Raw genomic sequence first — 25,728 nt, 5'->3', positions numbered from 1 at the left:
AAACCCCAGACACGAATGTCTGGGGTTAATCTCTTTACAGATATAATAGTTATAATACCTTGCTAAGAAAATCCTTTGTGCGCGGATGTTTAGGATTCGTGAATACTTCCTCTGGCGTTCCTTCTTCGACAATTTTACCGCCATCCATGAATAGGATGTGATCACCGACTTCGCGGGCAAAGCCCATCTCATGTGTCACGATGACCATTGTCATTCCGCCTTCGGCAAGCTTCTTCATCACATCCAGCACCTCTCCAACCATCTCGGGGTCCAGCGCTGAGGTTGGTTCATCGAACAACATAACATGCGGCTGCATGGCAAGAGCTCTCGCGATCGCAATACGCTGTTTTTGTCCGCCTGACAATTGGTTAGGATAAATATTCTTTTTATCAGATAATCCCACTGTCTTGAGAAGATCATCTGCAATTTTGTCTGCTTCTTGTGCAGCAATATTCTTCACCGTGACCGGGGCAAGCGTTATGTTCTCTCCAACTGTCTTATGAGGGAACAGATTAAAATGCTGGAATACCATGCCCATTTTTTCACGGGTAGAGTTAATGTTATGCTTCGGATCGGTTATGGAATTGCCTTCAAACAATATAGTGCCATCTGTCGGCACTTCCAGCAGATTCAGGCAGCGTAGAAATGTACTTTTGCCAGATCCCGAAGGACCGATCACGACGACAACTTCTCCTTTGCCAATCTCGATATCGATTCCCTTCAGAATATTTAGATCTCCAAAGGATTTATGCAAATTTTTAACGCTTATCACTTGTTCTCAACTTCCTTTCAAATGCACCTAGCAGCTTGGACAGCATGAAGGTAAGGATGAAGTAGATGACCGCTGCAATTATATACGGGCTAAGACCTTGATACGTAATACTGCGAACCGTATTAGCCTGGTACATAATATCCATCATACCGATGACTGAAATAATAGACGATTCCTTAATAATGGTAATGAATTCATTCCCGATGGCCGGAAGAACCGTCTTCATTGCCTGTGGCAAAATGATGTGTCTAAGCGCTGCTCCACGAGTCATACCGAGTGAACGGGCTGCTTCCATCTGTCCTTTGTCCACGCCCTGAATCCCTGCTCTGAAAATCTCAGCAAGATAGGCCGAGCTGTTAATGGATAGTGTGATCACACCTGATTGCAGTGGAGACAGATTAATACCGAACACGAGTGCCAATCCATAGTGAATGATCATAAGCTGAACGAGCATCGGTGTTCCACGCAGCACTTCAACATAAGCGGTACCCAGCCATGCAAGGATCTTAAGTCCCGACATGCGAACCAGTGTAATGATAAGACCAATCAGGAAACCGAAGATTACACCGAGAGCGGACAGCAATAAGGTATATCCGATCCCTTTTGCATAGTAACTGCGATACTCCCAAGCTACTTCCAAAATATTTTTCTCACCCGTCTTGCCTGCTGCCAGAAGACTTGCTTCCTCCACCATTTCCGTAATTCTGTCGTCAGCCTTAAGCTCAGCAAGCGTTTCATTAATGACCGCTAGCAGCTCTGTGTTCCCCTTTTGAACACCGATCGCAGCATCGGATTCGGATTCATCCGGTACAGCATCCGCGAGCACAATATCATCGTTGAGATAACCGGCAGCAACCGTATCCTCTACGATCAGTGCATCTACACGCTCGGTTTCAAGCTGCATTACGATATCGCCGATCTTATCCAGTGAGGTTATACTCGCATTCGGCACACCCATCGCGATATCCTCTTGAATAGAACCTTTCTGAACTCCGATCCTCGTATTCTCTAGATCAGCCATTGTCTGGTACTTGTCCTTATCTTCAGCACGAACGATGACAACTTGTCTCGCCTTATAATAGGGATCCGAAAAATCAATGCTCTGACGACGTTCTTCCGTCGGCGTCATACCGGATATTACGAGGTCAACACGGCCGCTCTGCAGCGCTGGAAGCAGGCTGTCAAAGCCCATGTCCTGAATGACCAGCTCGGCTCCCATCTTCTCAGCGATCGCCTTCGCAATTTCGATATCAAAACCTACTATCTGATCTTGACCATCTATTGTTGTATGAAACTCATAAGGGGGAAAATCTGCACTTGTTCCCAATATTAACTCTTGTTTGTCACTATTTGCATCCTGTGCATAAGCCGCTTGAAGTCCTGCAGGAAGCAGGATGATCATGCACATAAAGAGCATTAGCAACCGAAATGTTTTCTTCAACCTTTGTCTCTCCTTAACTGACTTATAATCATAAATTATTAATAATCGAAACATCATTATAAGTGAAAATGTATGAATATGCAATGAACTTCCAATAATTTTCACAGATATCCGATACTAATCGACTCTACCTGCTGAAATGCGACAAAGTTAAAGACGTTCACGTGCTTACAATGCTATAATGCTTGTGTGATGAGACCATTCATCAATAGACGTTTGTTTTTCTTTTGGGGATTTATGTAAACCTTCATTTATAAACATTGCATTGCATACAAGAGGAGAGCGATTTGAATTGAGCAAACAGACCATTAATCAAACCATTGATCAATATAGTTCCCGTTTCAAAGAGATTTCATTATATATTGGTCAGAACCCGGAGCTCGGGAATGAGGAGTTCCTTGCATCCGCTAGACTTAAAGAAGAGCTGATCTTCCACGGCTTTGAAGTTGAGGCACCTGTGCTTGGCCTTGCGACAGCATTTATCGGCACTTATAACGCAGCGAAGCCCGGACCGCGAATTGCACTGCTGTGTGAGTACGATGCCCTTCCAGAACTAGGACATGCCTGTGGACATCACTTAATCTGTATGATGAGTCTGGGCGCTGCAGTGGGTCTCAAATCGGTCATTGATGAGATCGGAGGTTCCATCAAAGTATTCGGTACACCTGCTGAGGAAACAAAAGGAGCCAAAGTACCCATGGCTGCTGCCGGATTATTTGATGACTGCGATATTGCCATGATGACGCATCCTTTCTATGCGTATGAGAAGTCAGGCACTTCCCTGGCCATGGACGCTATTCAATTTGAGTTCTTCGGCAAGTCCTCACATGCGGCCGCAAGTCCCCATGAAGGGATTAATGCACTCGATGCTGTTATCCAAACTTTTAATGGAATAAATGCACTTCGTCAACAAGTGAAGAGCACCGTCCGCATCCATGGCATTATTAACCATGGCGGTGAAGCTGCCAACATTATTCCGGATTACGCCTCTGCCCAGTTTTATGTCCGGGCATCTACACGGAAAGAGCTTGAAGTGCTAACTGATCGTGTCATCAAAATTGCAGAAGGATCTGCTCTGCAAACCGGCTGCACGCTGAGAACCTCCAATTATGAAACTTCATATGACGAGATGAACACGAATGAGACTTTGTCTGATGCCTTTAGCGCCAACTTAATAGAGCTTGGAATTCGTGAGGAAGAGATCAGTACAGGAGATGATCACGGCTCCATGGATATGGGCAATGTGTCTGTAAAAATTCCAGCCATTCATCCCTACATCAAAATAATTGAAGAGAAGCATGCGCTTCACTCAAAGGAATTTAGAGATTTGGCGATGCAGGAACGAGCACTCTCAGGTATGATTCTCGCTGCCAAGGCTCTTGGGAATACGGCATATGATGTTATTACACAACCAGAGCTGCTTAGCCGCATTAAAGCGGCCCACCGTGTTACGAACAACAACTAATTTCACGTCAAAGCAAATAGGGTACCGAGTTCACTTCTCGGTACCCTATTTATAATTATTTATAGCTCTTTACTAAACCGTAAATGCTTGAATGATATGGAGTTAATTCTTCATCAGACTCTCGTAAATATCGATATAGGCTTGTGCAGAAACTCCCCAGCTATAATCTCCGCTCATGGCATTGGACATCATCTTCTGCCAATGATCTTTGCGATCATAGAACATCATTGCTCTTCTTATGGTATACAGCATGTCATGTGCATTGTAATTGGTAAAGGTGAATCCTGTTCCTTCTCCAGTGAACTCGTTGTAAGCCTGTACCGTATCATTCAACCCACCTGTCTCCCGGACAATCGGGATGCTTCCATACTGCAATGCGAGCAGCTGGCTGATTCCGCAAGGTTCAAACATCGAAGGCATAAGAAACAAATCGCTTCCGGCATAGAATCTTCTGGACAAGCCTTCATTAAACCTTATTTGTGCTGACATCTTCTCAGGATGACGAAGCCCTGCCTCATAGAACCAATGCTCGTATGCATGTTCACCTGTGCCCAGCAGAATAAACTGGACATCGTCGTAATACAATAGTTCATCAAGTGTTCTACATACGAGATCAAGACCTTTGGACTCCACAAGACGAGTAACCATCGCGATGACAGGAACCTCAGGTCGAACCGGCAATCCAAGCTCCTGTTGAAGAGCAGCTTTGTTTTTTTGTTTTTGCTTCATATCTGCTGGGGAATATACAGCTGCAAGATCCTTATCATTTATAGGATTATAACTGTCCGTATCAATCCCATTAACGATTCCCGACAGCTTGCCGCCAAGTGATCGAAGCAGCCCATCAAGTCCATATCCATAGTGAGCTGTCTTAATCTCCTCAGCATAGGTCGGACTAACGGTAGTTACATGATCGGAATAGACTAAGCCCGCTTTCATAAAGTTTAGGTTACCGTAATATTCTACACCTTCCATCGTAAAATATCGGTCATGCAAATTTAACAAGTCATGATGTACCTCGTATGGGAATATACCTTGATACAACAGATTATGAATCGTGAACACCGTTCGAATAGATTGATACTCTGGAAGATGATCATAGTGTGCCATCTTGATTAGCGGGATCATTCCAGTATGCCAGTCATGACAATGAATCACATCCGGCTCGAAATCCAGTAGAGGTATCACTTCCAGAACTGCACGATTATAGAAGGCGAATCGTTCACCATCATCCATATAACCGTATATCCCATCTCTGCCGAAGTAATATTCGTTATCGAGGAAATAGAATGTGACGCCGTTATGAACAAGACGCTCTACTCCGCAATACTGCTTACGCCAGCCGACGTATACATCGGTCACCGTTACAGGCTCCATCTTCTCACGGTAACGGTCATGAATGCCTTTATATTTGGGTAACACAACTCGAACATCAACCCCATTTTTACGCAATGCCTGAGGCAAAGCGCCGATGACATCGGCCAGCCCTCCCGTTTTGATGAATGGATGCCCTTCTGCTGCGGCGAATAGTACATTCATTTGTGCTTCCTCCTTGATCAATGCTTTCGCTCTACATATACACTGCTGGTGTGTTTATACAATCGGAACATCCTGCAGTACTCTCTTCGATTGTCGTTTTTTGGGCTTGACCGCTTTTTTCTTATCTTGTGTAGTCTCATTTTTGAGATCTGCGGGTTTAGCGTCCGGCTTCACCTTGCCACGGGTTGTCTTCTTCAAAATCACGACACTAAGTGGCGGAAGCTTGAGTACCAGACTGTTCGGCTGTCCATGCCAGGAAGTTTTCTCAGTGCGAATTTCGTTATTTACATGCAGCCCTTCCCCGCCGAATTCCTGAAGGTCACTATTAAAAATTTCTGTATACGAGCCAGGCCTTGCAATACCTATACGATAATCCTGTCTAGCTACAGGCTGAAGATTAATGACCACGATCAGCGTATCACCTTGCTTCTTGCCTTTTCTAAGATAGGAAATGACACTTTGCGAGTGGTCATCTGCTGATATCCATTCATAGCCTTCACCAGCATGATCCAGTTCCCATAGTCCTTTTTCCCGGATATACAATTCATTTAGCGCTTTGGAGTAAGCATGAAGCTTACGATGACTCTCATAATCCAGCAAGAACCAATCGAGGGGCTCTTCATCCTTCCATTCGATAAACTGACCGAATTCCCCTCCCATAAAGAGCAGCTTTTTGCCAGGAAAGGTCATGAAATAACCGAGTAAAGTACGAAGACCTGCAAATTTCTGCTCATAGTTGCCCGGCATCTTGTCAAGCAGCGACTTCTTCCCATGAACAACTTCATCATGAGAGAGAGGAAGCAGGTGGTTGTCCGCCTGTGCATAAACGACAGGAAAGGTAAGGAAATTGTGCTTATGAGGCCGCTCGTTAAAATCTGTTTTGAAATACTCCAAGGTATCGTTCATCCAGCCCATATTCCATTTGTAATTGAATCCAAGTCCGTCAGCGAATACAGGGCTTGTCACACCGGGCCAAGCGCTTGATTCTTCAGCCATCATGAGTGCATTAGGATAATAGTGATAGATCGTCGTATTTAACTGTTTAATAAAATCGATGGCTTCCAAATTTTCAACGCCGCCAAATTCATTCAATGTATATTGACCATTACTTTTCTCAAAATCCAGCCTTAGCATACTCGTTACCGCATCAATCCGCAGACCATCAATATGATATTTTTCCATCCAGTAAATGGCGTTTGAGATCAGAAACGATCTTACTTCAGGCTTTGAATAATCGAAGCTCAGTGTCCCCCAGCCCGGCTTATCGGATTTGAGTGGATCCGCATATTCGTAGAGCGGTGTACCATCAAACATACGAAGTCCGTGTGCATCTCTGGCGAAATGAGCAGGTACCCAGTCCAGAATTACGCCTATACCGGCTTGATGAAGCTGATCAATCAAAAACATCAAATCTTTAGGAGTACCATATCTGCTGGTTGGGGCAAAATAACCTGTATTCTGATATCCCCAAGACAGATCGTATGGATGCTCACTCAGCGGCATGAACTCGACATGAGTATAGGACATTTCAAGAAGATAAGGGATGAGCAGCTCCGCCATTTCACGGTATGTATAGAAACTCATGTCATCTTTTTGCTTCCATGTTCCAAAATGCATTTCATATACATGGAGCGGTTTGTTATATGGCTCCTTCTGTTTACGGCGCCACGCAGCATCATGCCATACATATCCTTCGATATCCGTTGTTACCGAAGCCGTTGCCGGTCTTACTTCTGCCTGGAAGGCATACGGATCCGCACGGAGTAAGGATTCACCATGGGGAGAAATTATATGATATTTGTAAAAAATTCCTTCTATAATTTCAGGAAAAAAACGAGTCCAAAGTCCTGAATCGGGTATCTTATATAAGAGATCAGACTCGCCTAGGCCGTGATAACCGTTACGATCGTGAGCAAGACCCACTTTTATCGCGTTGGGAGCCCATACCGTAAATCGGTAACCCTTAACTCCATCTTCCACTACGGGGTGAGCCCCCAAAAAGTGATGACTGAAATGAGATGTCCCTTCATGAAAATAATAAATATCTTCAGAAGAGATGGATTGTTCCAACCATTTGTTCTCGATCAAAAGATCACCTGCTTTTTCAATTAGAATTTCAATCACATTATTACCCCATTTTCACCAATTTGAATAGCAAAAATAGCTCAAACACAATTTTTTTATTTATTTGTCATGTTTTCTGAAAAGGTTGTTTCACGGGCGAAGGTCGCCGTTTAATAATATCTCAACGTCAACAATTACATTCGGGAGGGAAACGAAAATGGCTAAGAAAGATTGCATCGCCATGTTGCTCGCAGGAGGAGAAGGAAAGCGCCTTGCGCCTTTGACATCGAGCATTGCTAAACCTGCTGTTCACTTTGGTGGAAATTATCGAATAATCGATTTTCCTCTCAGCAACTGCGTAAATTCAGGAATTGATACAGTAGGAGTATTAACACAATATGAGGCTGAATCTCTGCATCAACATATTGGTGAAGGAGAGCCTTGGAAGCTGAACCAGACTGGAGGAAATGGTATATCACTCCTTCCTTCATGGAATATCGGTTGTGAAGAAGGATATTGCGGCACTGCGGATGCCATATATAAAAATATTGAATTTATAGATCAACATGATCCAGAAGATGTACTTATTCTCTCCGGAGATCACATTTATCAAATGGATTATCGTGAGCTGTTGCAGTACCACACAGACAAAGGTGCTCAAGCAACGATTGCTGTTATTGAAGTGCCATGGAATGAGGCGCATCGCTTTGGTGTGATGGGTGCTGATGAAGATATGCGTGTTACCGAGTTCGTAGAAAAACCAGCGAAACCGGAAAGCAACCTGGCTTCAATGGGTATTTATGTATTTAAGTGGAGCTACTTGAAGGAGCATTTGCTTCGTGATGCTGCGATTCATGATTCTGGACATGATTTCGGTAAAGACCTTATTCCAGCCATGCTGCAGAGTGAGGAGCCGCTGTACGTATACAACTTTAACGGGTATTGGAAAGATGTAGGCACTGTTCAATCGCTGTGGGATGCGCATATGGATCTCTTGAACGGAGTAACCTTGAATAAGGAATCTGAACAAACATGGCCGATGTTCACTCGCAAATGGCGTACTAAACCAAGTGCACATAAACCGAGAACAAGCAGCTTTGACAGCTGTATGGTTCATGAAACATGCGCCATTGAAGGTGATGCAGACCGTTCGGTCATCTTCTACGGTGTCGAGATTGGAAAATCCAGTTCCATTAAAGATAGTGTAATTATGCCGAATGCAAAAATAGGCCGTAATGTAACGATTGAGCACGCTATTATTGGCGAAGGTGCCATTGTTAGAGATGGCGCGGTCATTAAAGGCAAAGTGGACGAAATTGTGGTCATTGGACCACACGAGACCGTCGTTTCTAAGCCTGCTGTTCGTTCTCAGCCTAATCGACTGCTCAAAGAAGTATATGAAAAAACGGGCCGCCTTCGTGCGGAAGGCTTATCCTCATAATAACATTTTCAAACGAAAAGAGCACTCCTTCTTCTAGGAGTGCTCTTTTCACTTATCATATATAATGTAGCGTGAATTTTACATTCTATCGTTCGTACAAATTTACGACCCGGACACCCATGTCCGTTACACCTTGATGCTTAAATCCAAGCCCTTGATAAAATGCATTTAGCTTCGGACTGTGTGTAATACAATCCAGCCTTAATGCCTTCTTACCTTTGGAGAGCACGATTTCTTCTGCAGCATCAAGCAGCCATTCGCTAATGCCTCGCTTGCGGTACGCTTGGCGGACCGTGAGTCGATGCAAGTAGCCGTAACGATCATCATTAAGAGGACCCCAATAAGAAGGATCACTTCCTTGCAGTGTGAACATACCGACAGGTGCTTGGTTCAAATAAGTGACATATACTTCACGGTCATCAAAATAGGAGCGAACGGATTCTGAAGTAAACATATCCGGTGTCCAATGCTTCAGAGCGCTTGTGACCATCCATTCAGCTGCTTCCTTCAGCAAGAATACAATATCATTCGTTTCTTCAGGGGTAGCTTTGACCAATACAAGGTTGCCCTCTTGTTCTTCTCTTTGCTTAATAAGCTCCAGATTGTCTAACATGCTCTCTCTCCCCTCTAATAGCCATCATGCTTCAATGGTCCCTTGCTGATCCTGCTCCTCATGAGCCTCTTCTTGTAAGGCAGGCAAGCGAACGGTAACTGTCGTACCGTTGCCGAGTTCACTATGCATACTCATTGTCCCTCCATGAAGCTCAATGAGCTGCTGACTAATAGCAAGTCCCAGACCTGTACCCCCATGCTGGTGATCCACTTGATAGAAGCGGTCTTTTACCTTCGCCAAATGCTCTTCACTGATCCCGATTCCCGTATCCTGTACAGACACGATAATGAACTCATCTTTGCGTTGAAGGATAATGTAGATCCAAGAATTCATATGGGAGAACTTGATTGCATTATCTATGACATTGAGAAACACCTGTTTCAGACGATTGCCATCGCCCAAAATAAGATATTCCTCTTCCTCTGCATCCAGCTTAAGCTGGATATGCTTCTGCTCTGCCTTCGCCCAGACATTCAGCATCACTTCCTGCATGACTTCACGTACACTGACCGAGCCTTTAACCATTTTCATTTCATTTTGCTGCAGTTTAGAGAAATCGAGCAGCTCCTCAACCAGTCCAATTAATCGATTCGTTTCGTTAGATATAATCTTCAGACCCATCCGTGTCTCATCTGGATCATAGCCGCCGGATTCAAGAGTTTCATTCCAGCCTTTGATGCTGGTGAGCGGAGTCCTGAGCTCATGAGATATCGAGGAGATAAAATCATCCTTGACCTGATTGCTGCGAACAATTTCTTGGGCCATATAATTCAGCGTCGAGGCAAGCTCGCCAATCTCATATTTGTAATCACCCTCGATCCGGACATCAAACCGGCCCTTCGCCATTTCAGCGGAGACTCCTGTAATGATGTTGATGGGCCTTACAATGGAATTGGCAAGCCCGATACTTATCGTAAAGACAAGCACCAGTACACCAATGACAATAAGACTGGACCAGATGAGAATATCAATCAGTGCTTCGTTTACACGCTCCATGCTTGTCACGTAACGGGCAATGTATACATTGTCATTACCGTAGTCGATCTTCGTCGACACCGCCATTACGGACTCACCTGTTACCGAGTCTTTCCCGATCCAGCGCCCTGTGCTGCCCTTCAATGCCTGAGGAATATCACTCGTCTGAATGGTCCGATCGGACTCGAAGCCCGAGGACAATGCAAGCACATTGCCTTCTGTATCGAGTATTTCAAGTGATGTATTGTCCAGCTTGAGATAGTACATCAGATTGGAAATAAACGAGCTTTCGTTGCTGCTGTCTATAAACGAAGAATTATAGTATCGGATTACATTTTTCGAATTGGATTCGATGTAATTATAGATACTGTCATAATAATATTTCTGCATCGCAACCAGAAAAATAGATTCGATCAGCAATAGCGCAAGCAGAACGAGAATAAAATATTGCAGAACTATTTGCCTGCGTATGCCTTTCATCATTGAGCTCTACCCTTCCACTTGTAACCATGTCCCCAAACCGTTTGCAAGTATTCCGGCTCTGAAGGATTGTCTTCGATTTTTTGCCGCAGACGCCGAATATTCACGTCCACGATTTTGGGATCTCCCATATATTCTTTGCCCCAGACATGATCAAGAAGAACATCACGGCTGAGCGGCGTATTTTCTTTCTCCAGGAAAAATTGCACCAGTGAAAATTCTGTCGGAGTAAGTTCAATAGCCTGACCGTTTCTTTTGAACTGCTTGGAAATAAGGTCTAATGAGAACGGACCTGATTCAAATGTGACCTTGGCAGCTGTTTCACGATGAACGTTCACTCTCCGGAGCAGTGACTGAATTCGTGCAATAAGCTCAGTAGGACTAAATGGCTTGCTAACATGATCATCCGCTCCGACAGACAAGGCATATACTTTATCTTGCTCCTGCACCTTAGCTGTCAAGAAAATAATCCCGATCCGCTCGTTCGTTTCCCGAATTCTGCGGCAGACTTCAAAACCGTCAATTCCAGGAACCATGACGTCGAGAAGAGCAATATCGATATCATTAACAGAATTGATGATTCTCATTGCCTCCATTCCGTCTCCTGCTTCAAGCACTTCGAAGCCGTTACGCTTCAAGTTCAACACGATAAAACTGCGGATCGATTCCTCGTCTTCCATAATCAAAACTTTACTCATTTATTCACTCATTCCTTCCTCTTCCATCTCTTGCGGAATATTGTCCGGTTCAGTTACACCTGCCTGTTTTGGTAAACGATATCCAATCACCTGATTACTTGACCGGACGATCTGTTTCCATTCATCTTTTACTTTCTCCCATTCATCAAGTGAGAAGAAATTAATCTCTGCTACGGTCTCATCCGTATCAATCAGCTTGAAGCGAAGGTATTTATCCTTGACCGATTTCGTATCCAGTGTAACATTTCCGTGCTGCTCAGGCTTAAGGTTGAAGTAAAAACGATCCTGGTCATCCCGATATTGCTGCATAACAAAGGTCATGTCATCCTTGCCGTTCCACTGATAGAAGGAATAGAAGTAGAGCTTCTCGCTGTCGACAAACATCTCCCAGCCTGGTGGGATTTCCAGCAGACCAAATTCAACAATACCATCGTTGTTGATATCTTCACTCATTATCTTTCTAGGCTTGAAAGTGATATCAATTCCTTTAAAAGCCTCAACAAGCTGGTTGTTCTCCATATACACAACATCCGTATAGGAATTGGATGCATCTAAACCAATATCTAGCAAAATACCTGTATGATTGGGTGAAATTTTACCCGCAGATACGTTGTAGAAGTCCCTCATACGAGTTTCGATTGTCAGCTTGTCAATCGGTTCGAAGACTTCGTCCTTATATTGGTAGACCGTTACGGTTCCTTGACCGCTTGTCGGCAATATATTCATGATGGTCAGATCATTAATCCCATCACCATTCATATCCATCGGATTACGGGACTCATCTACAATGACATACTTGGAGTAAGGCATTTCCAGTATCTTTTGAAGTGTGCTGCCGTTATAAATATAAGAAGCAAGCCAGTTCTGGGCATTCTGCTCTACACTGTTGGAGAAGCCGGCGATAATTTCCAAATCGTCATCTCCCGTTATATCTTGCAGGCGGAATGAATTGAGTACGGATCCGAGACCATCAAAGGTTAATTTCTTAACCCATGTTACCCCTCGCTTCTCAAGCACCATACCATGAATTTTCACTTCTTCATCGGGTGTGTCGTAGAAAACAACTGCCTCCATCACACCATCATTGTTCAAGTCTTTCTGAATAATCTTGTTGGACATCTCTCTTGGCTGTGTAATCGTAGAACCTTCAGGCAATTCACCCTGAATGACGCTGAGCAGATTCTCCCGCTCCGATGTCAGTTGCGGCGTTTTCATAAGCGACTTTGGATCATTGAATGAATCAAGTCCGTTCGCGCAAGCAGTAAGAAGCATAAGTACGGCAAATAACAGCGCTGCATGAATTATCCTTTTTATATGTTGTGCATTTAACACCTGATCACTCTTTCCACTCGTTAAATCTTGTTTTTTTCGTGCATGGTAAGACGCCGGCCCCGGATATCAAAAGCAATTCTTCCTTCGGAAAGCCCCCATATCCTAGCCGCATGACGTTCAGCCAGCTCGATAGGAAGTACGGCAATCACAGTAACATTTTCTTCCGAGCACAGCTTTTTGAAATTCTCAAGCACACTGTCCGCTGATTTGGGATCCAATCCAATGACAGGCTCATCCGCCAAAATAACTTTGGCCCCATGGGTGAGCGCTCTTGCAATAGCCACACGCTGCCGCTCTCCTCCACTGAGTTGTCCTGCCTTCATATGGGCTTTATCGAGCAAACCAACATTTTCAATAATGTCCATGGCTCCCATATAGTCATCCGAACGTACCATACCAGTCACCATTCTCCACCAAGGCGTTTGCCCAGAACGACCGATGAGTACATTCTTGAGCACCGTTTTGTTCGTGAACAATTCCGGATTCTGCTCCAAATAGGCCCATTCGCGCTTAATTTGCTTTTTACCAGCATAACCAGCATTAAAAATATCAGTACCATGTACCGTAAATTTCCCTTTATCCCATTGATCCTTCAGGGCCAAACAACGAAGAAGCGTACTTTTTCCGCTCCCGCTGCCGCCCACAATCCCGATAAATTCCCCTTGCTGCATGTCAAAGCTTATCTCTCGAAGTACCGGAAGCCTGTCCGGACCTACGCTTTTTGCTAGATTCTCTACTCTGATCATTTACGCTTAAACTCCTCTTATCCGTAGATTGTATATTCTTAGTTTATTGGAAAAAGAGTCGATTTACCATATGAGAACAAACATTCCTGAGATCAGAGTCGATGTGACTGCTCTTTCGATCGAAAAAAGAAGCCCGCTATTCCAAATACGAGGTAGCAGCCGCCAAGGAGCCAGAACATGGCTCCCGGAGCACCCAGCCCCAGCATGATTCCTCCAAGATTCGGTCCCAAAATGCTCCCTATATTAAATTGAAAAGAAGCAACGACATTCGCAGATGGAAGGAGCTGCTTAGGGAGAATATCAGCCGCATACGCGAGCCCCAGCGAAAAGAACGAACCAACGAGTCCGCCGGCAAAAGTAAGTAGAATCAAAGTGTACCAAAAGTGAGTGCCGACTGCCGGAATCATCAGAAAGAACAAACCACCTAATATTCCTGCGATCATCAGTATCTTTTTACGCCCATATTTGTCACTAAGTGCACCTAGCGGGAGCTGCAGCAGCAGTCCGCCAATACCCACAAAGGGCAGGAGTGTCGAGATGTCATTCTCGGAGAATCCGATTCTAAGCCCATATATTGGGAAGTTGCTGTTCATTCCCGACTCCATATAGCCATACAGGAAGGCCGGCAAGAGTGCATACCAGGCAAGAATGAAGCCTTTTCTGTACCGTCCCTTAACCTGGTCCTTCGTACTCATTTTCTCAGGACGTGTATCAGGCAGTCGAAGAGCAAAGAACAGTACAACAAGCATAATGAGGAACAATATTGCAAACGGCAGCATTTGATTGTAATCCAGCAATTTAATGCCTAACGGCCCAAGACTGAATCCAATCCCATATGACATTCCGTAGATGGATATATTTCGTCCTCTTGAACCAGCGGGGGTCACCAGTAAAACCCATAGCTGTGTTGCATAGTGTAATGCACTGTCTCCAATTCCGACCAGGAGCCGAAGCAGAAACCATAACCGCAAATCCGGGATGATTGGAAATAACATTAATGGAATCATGACGACAATAATTCCTGCGACAATCAGCTTTTTAAATCCGACTGCACCAAGAATTCGTTCTGCAACCAAAGTCATGGCAAAAGAACCGACATACATGACTGCGGCATTCATGCCGTTGACACTTGATGAAACTCCCATCTTCTCAATAAATATGGAAAGAACGGGCAATAATAAACCTTGACTTAAGCCTGCCACAATAATAATTGCGATTAAGATCAAAAAATGCCTTGATGATCCTTCTTGGTGTATTCCCTTCTGCAATGCGAACCTACCTTTCACTCGAACAAAAAGAAAAATCGTCATCGCTGACGACCTGTCACTGTCCTCTATTATAGTCCTCCGGGTGAGGAAACGGGTTACAAAGTATTCAACATTATAGTGGACAATACGCCCAAATACAAGCGATAATGAAATGAACGCTTACTTTTCGTAAAAGTTAAGCTGATACCTGTGATAGGAGGTCTGTTTATACAGATGAGTTATCAGGTGAAAGTTGACGTTTCTCCCATTTATGAACTGCTGAACAGCTTTATGGTCTATGTGACGAGAAGATGGGTTCGCAGTCTTGATCTCGGTCCTGAATGGATTGAGGACATAGACAGCACACTAAGCTTGGATGTTCGGGAATCCATTAGAGCTGCCGCTTCATGGCCTTTCAGCGATTATGACGTGCTATTTGCATGGACGGCGCTGCGAGAGCAGACAAGCGAGGTGCAGCCATTCCTTGCAGAAATGTCCGAAAGACCGATCGAGGAGCTCTTTCATATGGTCCATTCCGTGCTTCCAGACCTGACGATCGAAGAAGCTTCCCGCATACGGGATCATTACATTCCTCTGCTTCAGTTATGGGATAAGCATTATTATCAATCGCTTCTTCCCGAATACCGTAAGCTAATAGAGGAAGACAGTTCAGAGAAAGAATTGCTATTGACCAAGATGAGTCCTGACCGACTGGTTGACTATGCAACAGCAGGCCTCATTGTGGAGGACATTCCGGGATTAAACAAAATCATATTGTTTCCAACCGTTCATAACAGACCCATTAATATGTATTGCTTCTACGAAGGTATGCTATTGATTCAGTATCCGGTTGATGTGCCTGTTGAGCGTGATGATGAACCGCCTGTCAGCTTGCTGAGACTTACGGAAGCCATTTCCGATCCCGAGAGACTACGCTTGCTTCGTTATATATCAAACCAACCTAAATCGATTAACCAGATGTCAACTGAGCTCGGTCAGTCCGCGGAATTTCTTCGCCCCCATCTAATGGCTCTACGTGTATCAGGCTTGCTGCAGACACACCTAGGCAAGGATCAGAATGAGAAATATAGCCTGAGAACCGACGGACTATCAGAACTTAATATGTATCTGGAAGCTTACATTCAAATATGACAACTTTAGAACAGCAAGGAGTGAAGATAATGAAATCAAACGTGCCGCAGCAGATTATATTCGATCTTGACGATACACTCATACACTGTAACAAATATTTCAATTTAACGCTCGGTGCGTTTTACGAACTCATGCAGGAATGGTTTTGCGATTACAACATTACGATTGATGAAGTGAGATCGAAGCAAATAGAAATCGATGTGTCCGGGGTTAACATTTTCGGGTTTGCCTCCCAGCATTTTCCGCAATCCCTGATTGATACATACGTATTTTTCTCCAAAAAATATCATCGTGCCATCGACCAGGATGAGCAGGCTCAGCTTCAAGACCTCGGCATGAGCGTATACGAGCAGGAGGTTGAAGCATACCCAGGAATGGTTGAAACATTGGAGCTGCTTCGTGACCAGGGTCATACGCTGCATCTGTATACAGGTGGTGAACATATAATCCAGCAGCGCAAAATCGACCAAATGAAGCTTGGCGAGTACTTTGATGATCGAATTTACATTACGAAGCACAAAAATATTGAGGCACTCGAAGCCATCATACAAAAAGGGAATTTTGACCGCTCCGTCACCTGGATGATTGGCAATTCACTGCGGACGGATATTGAGCCTGCGATTTCTGCAGGAATTCACGCGATCTACATCGAACAGGATGTGGAATGGCAATATAATGTAATTCAGCTGAACAAGCCGGAGGACTATTCCTTATACACAATTAAGCAACTCGTCGACGTTCCCGATGTAATCCAAGGATACTTATCAGGTCTTCAAAATTAATGCCCCGGTTTATAAAAAGAACTGTCCTTCTCCCTTAGATATTAACGATTCATGGGAGTGAGACAGTTCTTTTTCTTATTATTAGCTGCTAATTGTTAATCTGTAATGTTCCGGGGATTACTGTTCGGGTTAATGCTCTCGCTCTAATGTTAATTTCCCCGATGCACGGTCGGTCAGCACAATTCTAGCTTTGTTCACAGCCCCTGTATGGGTCTTGAATGACAAGAGTTGTGTCTTGCCTTTGGACAGTAATGACTCAAGCATCTTCTCGGAGATTTGTTTGCCCGCAAAATCCTTCCATATGACAAACCCGCAGCCTTGTTTAAAATGACTGCAGCCATATCCTTTCCTGCCTTCGATGATCGTCCCGCCGCAGCCTGGGCGCGGGCAGCTGCCGAGTGCTGTTCGTACACTGGAAGTCTTGGCAGCGCTCGATGTACGGCTAGATGCCGCAAGGGAAGTAGATGCAGATGATGCGCTAGAGACGGTACTTCTTTTAGATGTGTTAGTACCCGATGAGGCCGACCCTCTTGTTCCTCGCTTACTGCCCTTTGTACTACGGCTTCCTCTGCCTTTTTTTGTCATGTCCTCGTCACCAAAGGCATTCTTCGCCGCAGGCTGCTGTACGCGGACCTTTTCAATGATTGAGATTGTAAAGCGTTTGACATTGTCCATGAACTTGTCCTGAGCAGCTTCTCCCTTGGATATTTGATTCAGCCTGCGCTCCCATTGGCCTGTCATTTCGGGAGAGGCGAGCAGATCGACTCCTGCACTTCGTATTAATTCTATAGCGGTGCGGCCTTTTAGCGTGATCGTCATCTTCTTGCCCGTCAGCTGGATGTAACCAACCTGCTTAAGCCGTTCAATGGTCGCCGCTCTTGTCGCTGGTGTTCCGAGGCCAGCGTCCTTCATCGCATCTCTGAGCTCATCATTCTCAATCTGCTTCCCTGCGCTCTCCATCGCTTTCAGCAGAGTTCCTTCCGTATAGCTCTTTGGCGGCTGAGTTTGCTTCTCTTTCATTTCGCTCTTCTTGCATGACACCGGCTGCTCCTTGTTCAGATGAAAAGGTTCAGACGTATGTTCCTCCTGCTCCTCATCTTCCCCGTCTTTCTTGCTTCGACGTTTCTTGGCAGCTGAATCTTCTGGTGGCAGAACAACCTTCCAGCCTAATGACAGCAGCTCCTTCACATTCGTTTTGAATGTCTCTTTTTCCACTTCCGTAAAAACGGTGTGCTGCTTGTACTCTGCCGGTGGATAGAAATGTGAGAGAAAGCGGCGCACGATCAGATCATAGATCTGATTCTCATCCTTACTTAAGGTGCCTGCTTTTTTGAGTGTTGGCAAAATGGCATGATGATCCTCGACCCGCTGCGGATTACAGACACTTCGATTGCCTTTGTGTACGAGTGAGGGATTAGCTCCTCCCGCCAGCTCGGCGTATGGACCATTCTTCAGGAGCTGAAGTGTCTTCTGCATGCCATCAATATTTTGCTCGGTCACATAATTTGAATTTGTCCGCGGGTAGGAAATAACCTTGTGCTTCTCATATAACGCCTGAGCAATATCCAATGTTTTTTTGGCAGGGAATCCGAATTTAGCGTTGGCCTCTCGTTGCAATAGCGTCAGGTCATACAGCTTAAACGGATATTCCTTCGTATTCTTCACATCGTATTTGTCGACGCGACCCGGCTTGCCTTTTACCTTGTCGGCTATATTCTGGGCAATTTCACTAGACGTCAGTCGATCCCCTTGCCATACGCCGCGATATTCCGTTTTATCCTGCTTGAAGGTGGCTGCTACTTCATAGTAGGTTTGCGAGTCAAAGGCTTCAATCTCCTTCTCCCGGTCATAGATAAGGGCAAGGACAGGAGTCTGTACTCTGCCGACAGACAAAAGAGCATTATGTCTGGTAGTAAAAGCTCTGGAGGCATTCATCCCGATCAGCCAATCTGCCTCGCTCCGTGCTCTTGCCGCTTCAGTCAAATGATAGAAATCCGACGCATCATGCAGCTGGTCGAAGCCACGCTTAATGCTCTCTGCTGTCAAATCCGAAATCCATAGCCGCTTAACAGGCTGGTTCAGCTTAAGCTGCTGCTGAATGAGATCAAATATGTACTGACCCTCACGCCCTGCATCACATGCATTAATGATCAGATTCGCTTTTCGCGCAAGCTCTCCAATGGTTTTGAGCTGATCTTTGGTCTTCGGATTCGGTACAATCTTGAATCGATCCGGTATGATGGGCAGATCATCAATACTCCATCTCTTATACTTGGAATCGTATGCCTCCGGCTGAGCCAGTCCAAGCAGATGGCCAATCGCCCAAGTAATGATGTACCTTTCTCCCTCCAGATACGTTCGGTTGTTTTTGGCACGCGGTTCCACCACGGCTGCTATCGTTCGTCCCATGTCGGGCTTTTCCGCGATAATGAGCGTCTTCATCCGTCCGTTCCTCCCTATTTTAGCCCTGTACGAGCCAAAAAGGAGCTTCCCTCATGATTTGACGGAAGCTCCTTGCTTCTAAGTAACCTCATTATAGCAGAAAACTTGATGTTTCGTAAGTTTCAAGCATTCTTGTTGATGCTCGCATGACCGCTTCATCCATGGATGGTCCTTCCGGGCGAATATCAATAAACAAAAACGCACGCTTCGCTCCTTCAAGTTAAGGGTGGGGATACAAAAGCCCCTATGAACCAATTCCAGTTCATAGGGGCTGATATTAGGATATAGATATTAACGGTATCGCTATTACAAAATTATAAGTTATACGAGAACGGTGGAGCCCATCAGGTATTTGTCTACTTCACGAGCGGCTTCGCGTCCCTCGTTAATTGCCCACACAACAAGACTTTGTCCACGTCTCATGTCACCTGCTGCAAATACTTTGTCTACGTTCGTCGTATATTTGCCATAACGGGCTTTCACGTTGGAACGACGAGTCGTTTCAAGACCGAGCTGCTGAGGAATCGTTTGCTCTGGTCCATCAAATCCGATGGCGATAAAAGCCAGATCCGCTTCAAAGACACGCTCCGTGCCTTCGATCGGCTGATAGATTTTGCGGCCAGTTTCATCGACAATACGCTGAATTTGTACGGTATGCAGCTCCTTCAGGTTCCCCTGCTCGTCACCTACAAATTTAGTTGTCATGATGGAGAATTCACGCGGATCATTGCCAAACACGGCTTTTGCTTCTTCTTGTGCATAATCCAGCGTGTACACGTTAGGGAATTGCGGCCACGGATTTGTAATCGGATCACGTTCTAGCGGTGCCTTCTCATGAGTACCGAACTGAGTCACACTTTTGGCGCCATGACGCAGTGAAGTGGCAACGCAGTCAGATCCAGTGTCACCGCCACCAATGACGATTACCTTCTTGCCTTCTGCAGAAATATAGTTGCCATCTGCAAGATTGGAATCAAGGTAGCTCTTGATCGTTCCATTCAGGAAGTCCATCGCATAATGAACTCCGTTAAGCTCGCTGCCTTCAATATTGAACTCACGCGGCTTCGTCGCCCCTCCGCACAATACAACCGCATCGTATTGTTCAGTAAGCTCCTGTGAAGAGATGTCCTTGCCAATCTCTGTATTCGTAATGAACGTAATCCCTTCCGCTTGGAGCAGATTCACACGGCGTTCTACAACACCTTTATCCAGCTTCATGCTTGGAATACCATAGGTCAACAGTCCGCCGACACGATCCGCACGCTCATAAACCGTCACGAGGTGTCCAGCTTTGTTCAGCTGTGCTGCTGCTGCAAGTCCGGCAGGACCTGATCCAACGACTGCTACACGCTTGCCCGTCCGTTTTTCAGGTGGGTTAGGAACGACCCAGCCTTCTTCAAACCCTTTTTCAATGATGGCTTCTTCTATCGTCTTGATCGTGACAGGCTGACCAATCAAGCCCACCGTACATGAACCTTCACAAGGGGCAGGGCACACACGACCTGTAAACTCAGGGAAATTGTTCGTTTTATGCAAACGGTCAAGCGCTTCCTTCCAGAGACCACGGTAAACAAGATTGTTCCATTCTGGGATCAGGTTATGCACCGGACAGCCGGAAGTGCCGCCGATCATATCAATCCCGGTGTGACAGTAAGGTGTTCCGCAATCCATGCATCGTGCACCTTGAGTACGGAGTTCTTCTTCTGACATGTGCTTGTGGAATTCCTCCCAGTCCTTAATCCGCTCTTCGGGAGGTCTGTCAGCCGGCAGCTGTCTTTTATACTCCATAAATCCTGTAGGTGTAGACATGTTACATTTTCCCCCATCCATTCTCATCTGTCTCAACGATACGGGCTATCCTATAAAATCCGAACAATAGCGATATAGTTGACACTTCGTGTAGAGTTTTTGACTATTGTATCACAAAAAAGCACAATTTGTACTTATCCGAATAACGAATTTTAAATCTTATTGTACAATCGGCTTATATCCTTTAAATAGTACAACATTCAAAAGCTCGCCTAAATCTATATTTCAACTATAGTAGCACCTGCAAATCCTGATATTAAATGGACTATGCGCATAATAATTTGTATTATTCATCACAAATCGCGTCAACTTATGATCGATTTTATTTATCGGAGTTTTCATAAAAAGTGTTTGTTCAATCGTGCTGCTCAAGCTGTTTACACTATTTTTCTGAAAAACTGGAACGTGAACTCATATGGATTTTTCTCATCTTTCTCACCCTGGATCTCTTCCGTCAAAACCCACTCATCCCACTTGATATCAGGCATATAGGTGTCCCCTTCCATCGTGTCATGGATTCGTGTGACGATGAGCCGATCCGCGTAAGGAAGAAATTCCTCATACACCTTGGCACCGCCAATGACGAACAATTCCTCATTCTTTGCAATCTCAACACCCTCAATAACCGAATGAATCACCTCTGCACCTGGAAGCTCGAGCTCTTGACGAGTAAGAACGATATTTCTGCGTTTAGGCAGTGCTCTCCCCTTGAGGGATTCCCATGTTTTGCGGCCCATAATGATGGTGTGCCCGGTAGTTTGCGCTTTGAAAAAATCCATATCCTTCGGAAGCCGCCAAGGCATGCCATTGTCTTTGCCAATTACACCGTTAGCGCTCATGGCCCAAATCATTGTAATTCCCATGGTATACCTCCTTATATAATCAGACAGATACCTGTGCCTTTATAGCGGGATGATGCTCATAATTCTCAAACTCAAAATCTTCATATTTATAATCGAATATAGAATCTGGCTTGCGTTTAATAACGAGTGTCGGCAATGGGTACGGCTCACGTGCCAGCTGAGTGTTCACTTGCTCCAGATGATTAGAATAGATATGAACATCTCCTCCTGACCATACAAAGTCGCCGACTTCCAGGCCGCATTGCTGTGCTACCATATGTGTCAGTAGTGCATAGCTTGCAATATTAAACGGCAGCCCCAGGAAGGTATCCACCGAGCGCATTGTGAGCATACAAGACAGCTTTCCACCAGCTACATAAAATTGGAACACAAAATGGCACGGTGGCAGCTTCATTTGTTCAATCTCGGCTACGTTCCAGGCACTGACGATATGTCTTCTGGAATCCGGATTATTCTTGATTGAATGAATGACGTTCGCAATCTGATCTATAAACTTTCCATCAGGTGTCTCCCAAGCTCTCCACTGTGAACCATAAACAGGTCCTAAATCTCCATTCTCGTCAGCCCATTCGTCCCAGATACGGACTCCGTTTTCTTTGAGATAGCGAATATTCGTTTCACCACTAATAAACCATAGCAGTTCATGAATAACGGATTTAAGATGGATACGCTTTGTCGTTACAAGTGGAAATCCTTTGGACAGGTCAAATCGCAGTTGACGTCCGAATACAGAGATCGTACCTGTTCCAGTGCGATCTTCTTTTTTGACTCCATGATCTAAAATATCTCTAAGCAGCGCTTGATAGTCTTTCACAGCAAACCTTGCCCCTTTCTGAGTAACCATTCCATTAAAAGAGAAATTCCATAAGTAAAGTAATTAACATCATGGTAAAACTTGAATCAATTTCATAACTCATTAAAAAGGTGTATTCGAAACTATATAGACAAATTAATTCATTTCGATCTATATATACTCTTGATTTAAGCAGCTAAATGTAATATGAAATTGATTCCCTATTATAATAGTTTACCATGCTGAGCATATGTCAGTCAGCAGAAAAAAAGAGGCAAAGAGAACGAGTTATCGCTCTCTTGCCTCCAAATCAATGCATGCTGTTTAATGAATCAACTCAATGTAAGTAATTAACGTACCATTGCGTGGATTGGATGACCCAGAACCACTTCAGATGCTTCCATTACGATTTCACCGAGTGTTGGATGCGCGTGGATCGTCAAGGAAATATCCTCAAGTGTAGCACCCATCTCAATAGCAAGACCGATTTCCGCAATCAGGTTAGAAGCTTCCAGACCCACGATTTGTCCACCCAGTACCAGACCTGTTTCTTCATCAGCAACAAGCTTAACGAAGCCTTCAGGATGTCCAAGGGAAACGGCACGACCGTTACCTGCATAAGAGAATTTACCGGATTTAACTTTGTATCCTTTCTCTTTTGCTTCTTTTTCAGTGTAACCAACGCTGGAGCACTCAGGATCAGTGAACACAACTGCTGGCATTACTTTATAATCAACAACAGACGGCATTCCTGCGATAACTTCTGCTGCTACTTTACCTTCGTAAGAAGCTTTGTGTGCAAGTGCAAGACCTGCAACGATGTCGCCGATTGCGAAGATGTGCTTATGGTTCGTACGACCTTGGTTGTCAACTTTAACGAAGCCGCGCTCGTCTGTCTCAACACCAATCAGATCAAGACCAAGCTCACCATCCGTATTAGGACGACGTCCTACAGTTACAAGCAGGTAGTCAGCCGTAACTTCTTTGCTCTCGCCGTTTACGCTGTATTTAACAGTAACATCTTTATCTGTTTGCTCAGCGCTTTCCGCTTTTGCATTTGTTACGATTTCGATGCCTGTTTTCTTCATGTTCTTCGCAACAAGCGTAGTCATATCTTTATCAAATCCAGGAAGTACTGTATCCATACCTTCGATGATGGTTACTTTCGTTCCGAATTTGGAGTACATTTGACCAAGCTCAGCACCAATGTAGCCGCCGCCGATAACGATCATGCTGCCAGGTACTTCTTGCAGGTTCAATGCTTCAGTGGAAGACAGAATGCGTCCGCCAAACGGGAATGGCTTAAGTTCGATTGGACGGGAACCTGTAGCGATGATTGCATTTTTGAAACGGTAACGCGGAGATTCATGATCATTGAATACACGCGCTTCGTTTTCGTTAATGAACATGCACTCGCCGTTGAATACTTCAACTTTGTTGCCTTTAAGAAGGGAGCTTACGCCGCCAGTCATCTTTTTAACAACGCCGTTTTTGAATTCTTGAGTTTTTGCAAAGTCTACTTTGACGTTTTCAGCAGTTACGCCGAATTGATCTGCGTGTTTTGCGTTCTCATATGCATGTGCCGCAGAGATCAAAGCTTTAGAAGGAATACAACCGCGGTTCAGACACACACCGCCAAGCTCGGATTTGTCAACGATAAGAACTTTTTGTCCAAGCTGTGCCGCACGAATTGCAGCAACATAACCACCAGGGCCAGCACCAATGACTAGAGTATCAATATCGAGAGAAGCGTCTCCTACTACCATGTTTTATACCTCCATTACCAGCAGCTCGGGATTAGCGAGCAGGGATTTAATGTAGTTCATAAAGTTTTGAGCTGTTGCACCATCAATGATACGGTGGTCGAAGCTTAGGGACAGAGCCATAACAGGAGCTGCTACAACTTGACCGTCTTTAACAACCGCTTTTTCACTGATGCGTCCAGTTCCGAGAATTGCAACTTCAGGGAAGTTGATGATCGGAGTGAAGAACATACCGCCTGCAGAACCGATATTCGAGATGGAAATTGTGCTGCCCTTCATTTCGTTAGGAGACAGTTTGCCATCTCGGCCGCGTGCTGCAAGATCACGGATGCTGTCTGCGATCATCCAGATGCTCTTACGATCTGCATCATGGATAACAGGCACGATCAGACCATTATCTGTATCTGTAGCGATACCGATGTTGTAGTATTTTTTGTAAACAATTTCGTTAGCTTGCTCGTCGATCATTGCGTTCATTACAGGGAACTCGCGAGTAGCTGCAATAAGCGCTTTGACGATGAATGGCAAGTAAGTCACTTTCGTGCCTTTTTTCTCTGCAATTGGTTTCATGCGAGTACGGAACGCAACCAGCTCAGTTACATCGACTTCGTCCATAATTGTAACGTGTGGTGCTGTGTAAGCAGATTTAACCATCGCATTGGAAATTGCTTTGCGGATACCTTTAAATGGTACACGCTCTTCTTCAGCACGAGCATTAGCTGCTGCCGCCGGTGCGCTGGCTGCTTCTTTTGTTTCTTCAGCTGCAGATGCTGCTGGAGCTGCTTGACCGCCGCCGTTCTTGAATGCTTCAACATCTTCTTTAGTTACTTTACCGTTGTTGCCAGTTCCAGTAACTTCAGCAATGTTAACGCCTTGCTCACGAGCAAATTTGCGAACGCTAGGAGTCGCAAGAACTTCTTTTGCAGGTGCAGAAGAAACTTCTTTTTCTCCGCCTTCTTTTGCTTCGCTTGGGCTGCTTGCTGCTGGAGAAGAAGTCGTGTCTGCTCCGCCTTTAGCTGCATCCGCTTCTTGAGATGCTTGTTCTTCCTCTTCTTGATCAGGAATATCGCCTTCTGCATCAATTACAGCGACAACAGCACCGACAGTGAAGATGTCGCCGTCTTTAGCGAATACTTCTTGTACTGTACCGTTGACTGGACAAGGAACTTCAACGACAGCCTTGTCATTTTGTACTTCCATGATGATATCGTCGTCTGTAACTTTATCACCTGGTTTGATGTGCATTTTGATGATTTCGCCTTCGTGAAGACCTTCACCGAGCTCAGGGAATTTGTAATTAAATTTTGCCAC

The 25,728-nt window shown here is 44.9% G+C and carries 20 protein-coding genes; 4 read left to right on the top strand and 16 right to left on the bottom strand.

Annotated elements, in window-relative coordinates:
• Positions 1–49: 49 nt before the first annotated feature.
• Both ACFQ3J_RS03550 and ACFQ3J_RS03545 read right to left on the bottom strand, forming a co-directional pair.
• Complete coding sequence (locus ACFQ3J_RS03550; RefSeq protein ID WP_251581185.1) at positions 50–772, bottom strand: amino acid ABC transporter ATP-binding protein; 723 nt, start codon at positions 770–772, stop codon at positions 50–52.
• Positions 759–2,213, bottom strand: coding sequence for an ABC transporter substrate-binding protein/permease (locus tag ACFQ3J_RS03545; RefSeq protein WP_251581184.1), 1,455 nt, complete (start codon positions 2,211–2,213; stop codon positions 759–761). The genes ACFQ3J_RS03550 and ACFQ3J_RS03545 overlap by 14 nt, the downstream gene beginning before the upstream one ends.
• A gap of 292 nt (positions 2,214–2,505) precedes the next feature.
• Between ACFQ3J_RS03545 and ACFQ3J_RS03540 the strand changes: the two genes are divergently transcribed.
• Positions 2,506–3,678, top strand: a complete 1,173-nt coding sequence (locus ACFQ3J_RS03540; protein WP_251581183.1) for a M20 family metallopeptidase — start codon at positions 2,506–2,508, stop codon at positions 3,676–3,678.
• 102 nt (positions 3,679–3,780) lie between these two features.
• Here ACFQ3J_RS03540 and glgA read toward each other — a convergent pair whose 3' ends face one another.
• A complete protein-coding gene (glgA, locus tag ACFQ3J_RS03535; protein WP_251581182.1) occupies positions 3,781–5,217 on the bottom strand; it encodes a glycogen synthase GlgA in 1,437 nt (478 codons plus the stop codon).
• Between the two features lie 54 nt (positions 5,218–5,271).
• Positions 5,272–7,332, bottom strand: coding sequence for a 1,4-alpha-glucan branching protein GlgB (gene glgB, locus ACFQ3J_RS03530; RefSeq protein WP_379293235.1), 2,061 nt, complete (start codon positions 7,330–7,332; stop codon positions 5,272–5,274).
• 166 nt (positions 7,333–7,498) lie between these two features.
• On the opposite strand from glgB, the gene ACFQ3J_RS03525 reads away from it, so the two are divergent.
• Positions 7,499–8,722, top strand: coding sequence for a glucose-1-phosphate adenylyltransferase (locus tag ACFQ3J_RS03525; protein WP_251581181.1), 1,224 nt, complete (start codon positions 7,499–7,501; stop codon positions 8,720–8,722).
• An 85-nt stretch (positions 8,723–8,807) separates the two neighbouring features.
• On the opposite strand, the gene ACFQ3J_RS03520 is transcribed toward ACFQ3J_RS03525, so the two are convergent.
• The 6 genes from ACFQ3J_RS03520 to ACFQ3J_RS03495 form a co-directional block, all read right to left on the bottom strand.
• Complete coding sequence (locus ACFQ3J_RS03520) at positions 8,808–9,335, bottom strand: GNAT family N-acetyltransferase (RefSeq protein ID WP_251581180.1); 528 nt, start codon at positions 9,333–9,335, stop codon at positions 8,808–8,810.
• 24 nt (positions 9,336–9,359) lie between these two features.
• Positions 9,360–10,793 (bottom strand): sensor histidine kinase, encoded by a 1,434-nt coding sequence (locus ACFQ3J_RS03515; RefSeq protein WP_251581179.1) that lies wholly within the window; start codon positions 10,791–10,793, stop codon positions 9,360–9,362.
• The gene (locus ACFQ3J_RS03510) at positions 10,790–11,488 is read right to left on the bottom strand and encodes a response regulator transcription factor (protein WP_091157605.1); all 699 of its coding nucleotides are present in this window, start codon (positions 11,486–11,488) and stop codon (positions 10,790–10,792) included. The genes ACFQ3J_RS03515 and ACFQ3J_RS03510 overlap by 4 nt, the downstream gene beginning before the upstream one ends.
• The gene (locus ACFQ3J_RS03505; protein WP_091157607.1) at positions 11,489–12,820 is read right to left on the bottom strand and encodes a hypothetical protein; all 1,332 of its coding nucleotides are present in this window, start codon (positions 12,818–12,820) and stop codon (positions 11,489–11,491) included.
• A gap of 20 nt (positions 12,821–12,840) precedes the next feature.
• Positions 12,841–13,566 carry a phosphonate ABC transporter ATP-binding protein gene (locus tag ACFQ3J_RS03500; protein WP_091157610.1) on the bottom strand — a complete coding sequence of 242 codons (726 nt, stop codon included), beginning with the start codon at positions 13,564–13,566 and terminating at the stop codon, positions 12,841–12,843.
• A 92-nt stretch (positions 13,567–13,658) separates the two neighbouring features.
• Entirely contained in the window at positions 13,659–14,876 is a 1,218-nt protein-coding gene (locus ACFQ3J_RS03495) for an MFS transporter (protein WP_091157612.1), read from the bottom strand.
• A 171-nt stretch (positions 14,877–15,047) separates the two neighbouring features.
• On the opposite strand from ACFQ3J_RS03495, the gene ACFQ3J_RS03490 reads away from it, so the two are divergent.
• Positions 15,048–15,965, top strand: a complete 918-nt coding sequence (locus ACFQ3J_RS03490) for a winged helix-turn-helix domain-containing protein (RefSeq protein WP_251581176.1) — start codon at positions 15,048–15,050, stop codon at positions 15,963–15,965.
• Between the two features lie 29 nt (positions 15,966–15,994).
• Positions 15,995–16,747 (top strand): HAD family hydrolase, encoded by a 753-nt coding sequence (locus ACFQ3J_RS03485; protein WP_251581175.1) that lies wholly within the window; start codon positions 15,995–15,997, stop codon positions 16,745–16,747.
• Positions 16,748–16,876: 129 nt separating this feature from the next.
• On the opposite strand, the gene ACFQ3J_RS03480 is transcribed toward ACFQ3J_RS03485, so the two are convergent.
• From ACFQ3J_RS03480 to ACFQ3J_RS03455, 6 genes are all read right to left on the bottom strand, one after another.
• Positions 16,877–19,189, bottom strand: a complete 2,313-nt coding sequence (locus ACFQ3J_RS03480; RefSeq protein WP_251581174.1) for a type IA DNA topoisomerase — start codon at positions 19,187–19,189, stop codon at positions 16,877–16,879.
• Between the two features lie 321 nt (positions 19,190–19,510).
• Positions 19,511–20,998: a glutamate synthase subunit beta gene (locus tag ACFQ3J_RS03475; protein WP_251581173.1), complete on the bottom strand. Its 1,488-nt coding sequence runs from the start codon at positions 20,996–20,998 to the stop codon at positions 19,511–19,513.
• Positions 20,999–21,375: 377 nt separating this feature from the next.
• Positions 21,376–21,861: a dihydrofolate reductase gene (locus ACFQ3J_RS03470; RefSeq protein WP_091157625.1), complete on the bottom strand. Its 486-nt coding sequence runs from the start codon at positions 21,859–21,861 to the stop codon at positions 21,376–21,378.
• A gap of 19 nt (positions 21,862–21,880) precedes the next feature.
• Positions 21,881–22,705 carry a thymidylate synthase gene (locus ACFQ3J_RS03465; protein ID WP_170862425.1) on the bottom strand — a complete coding sequence of 275 codons (825 nt, stop codon included), beginning with the start codon at positions 22,703–22,705 and terminating at the stop codon, positions 21,881–21,883.
• Between the two features lie 299 nt (positions 22,706–23,004).
• Complete coding sequence (gene lpdA, locus ACFQ3J_RS03460) at positions 23,005–24,420, bottom strand: dihydrolipoyl dehydrogenase (RefSeq protein ID WP_251581172.1); 1,416 nt, start codon at positions 24,418–24,420, stop codon at positions 23,005–23,007.
• Positions 24,421–24,423: 3 nt separating this feature from the next.
• Positions 24,424–25,728, bottom strand: coding sequence for a dihydrolipoamide acetyltransferase family protein (locus ACFQ3J_RS03455; protein ID WP_251581171.1), 1,305 nt, complete (start codon positions 25,726–25,728; stop codon positions 24,424–24,426).

The organism is Paenibacillus provencensis (assembly GCF_042678545.1).
Lineage (GTDB): Bacteria > Bacillota > Bacilli > Paenibacillales > Paenibacillaceae > Paenibacillus > Paenibacillus provencensis.
This window is presented reverse-complemented; position numbering and strand designations above follow the sequence as displayed.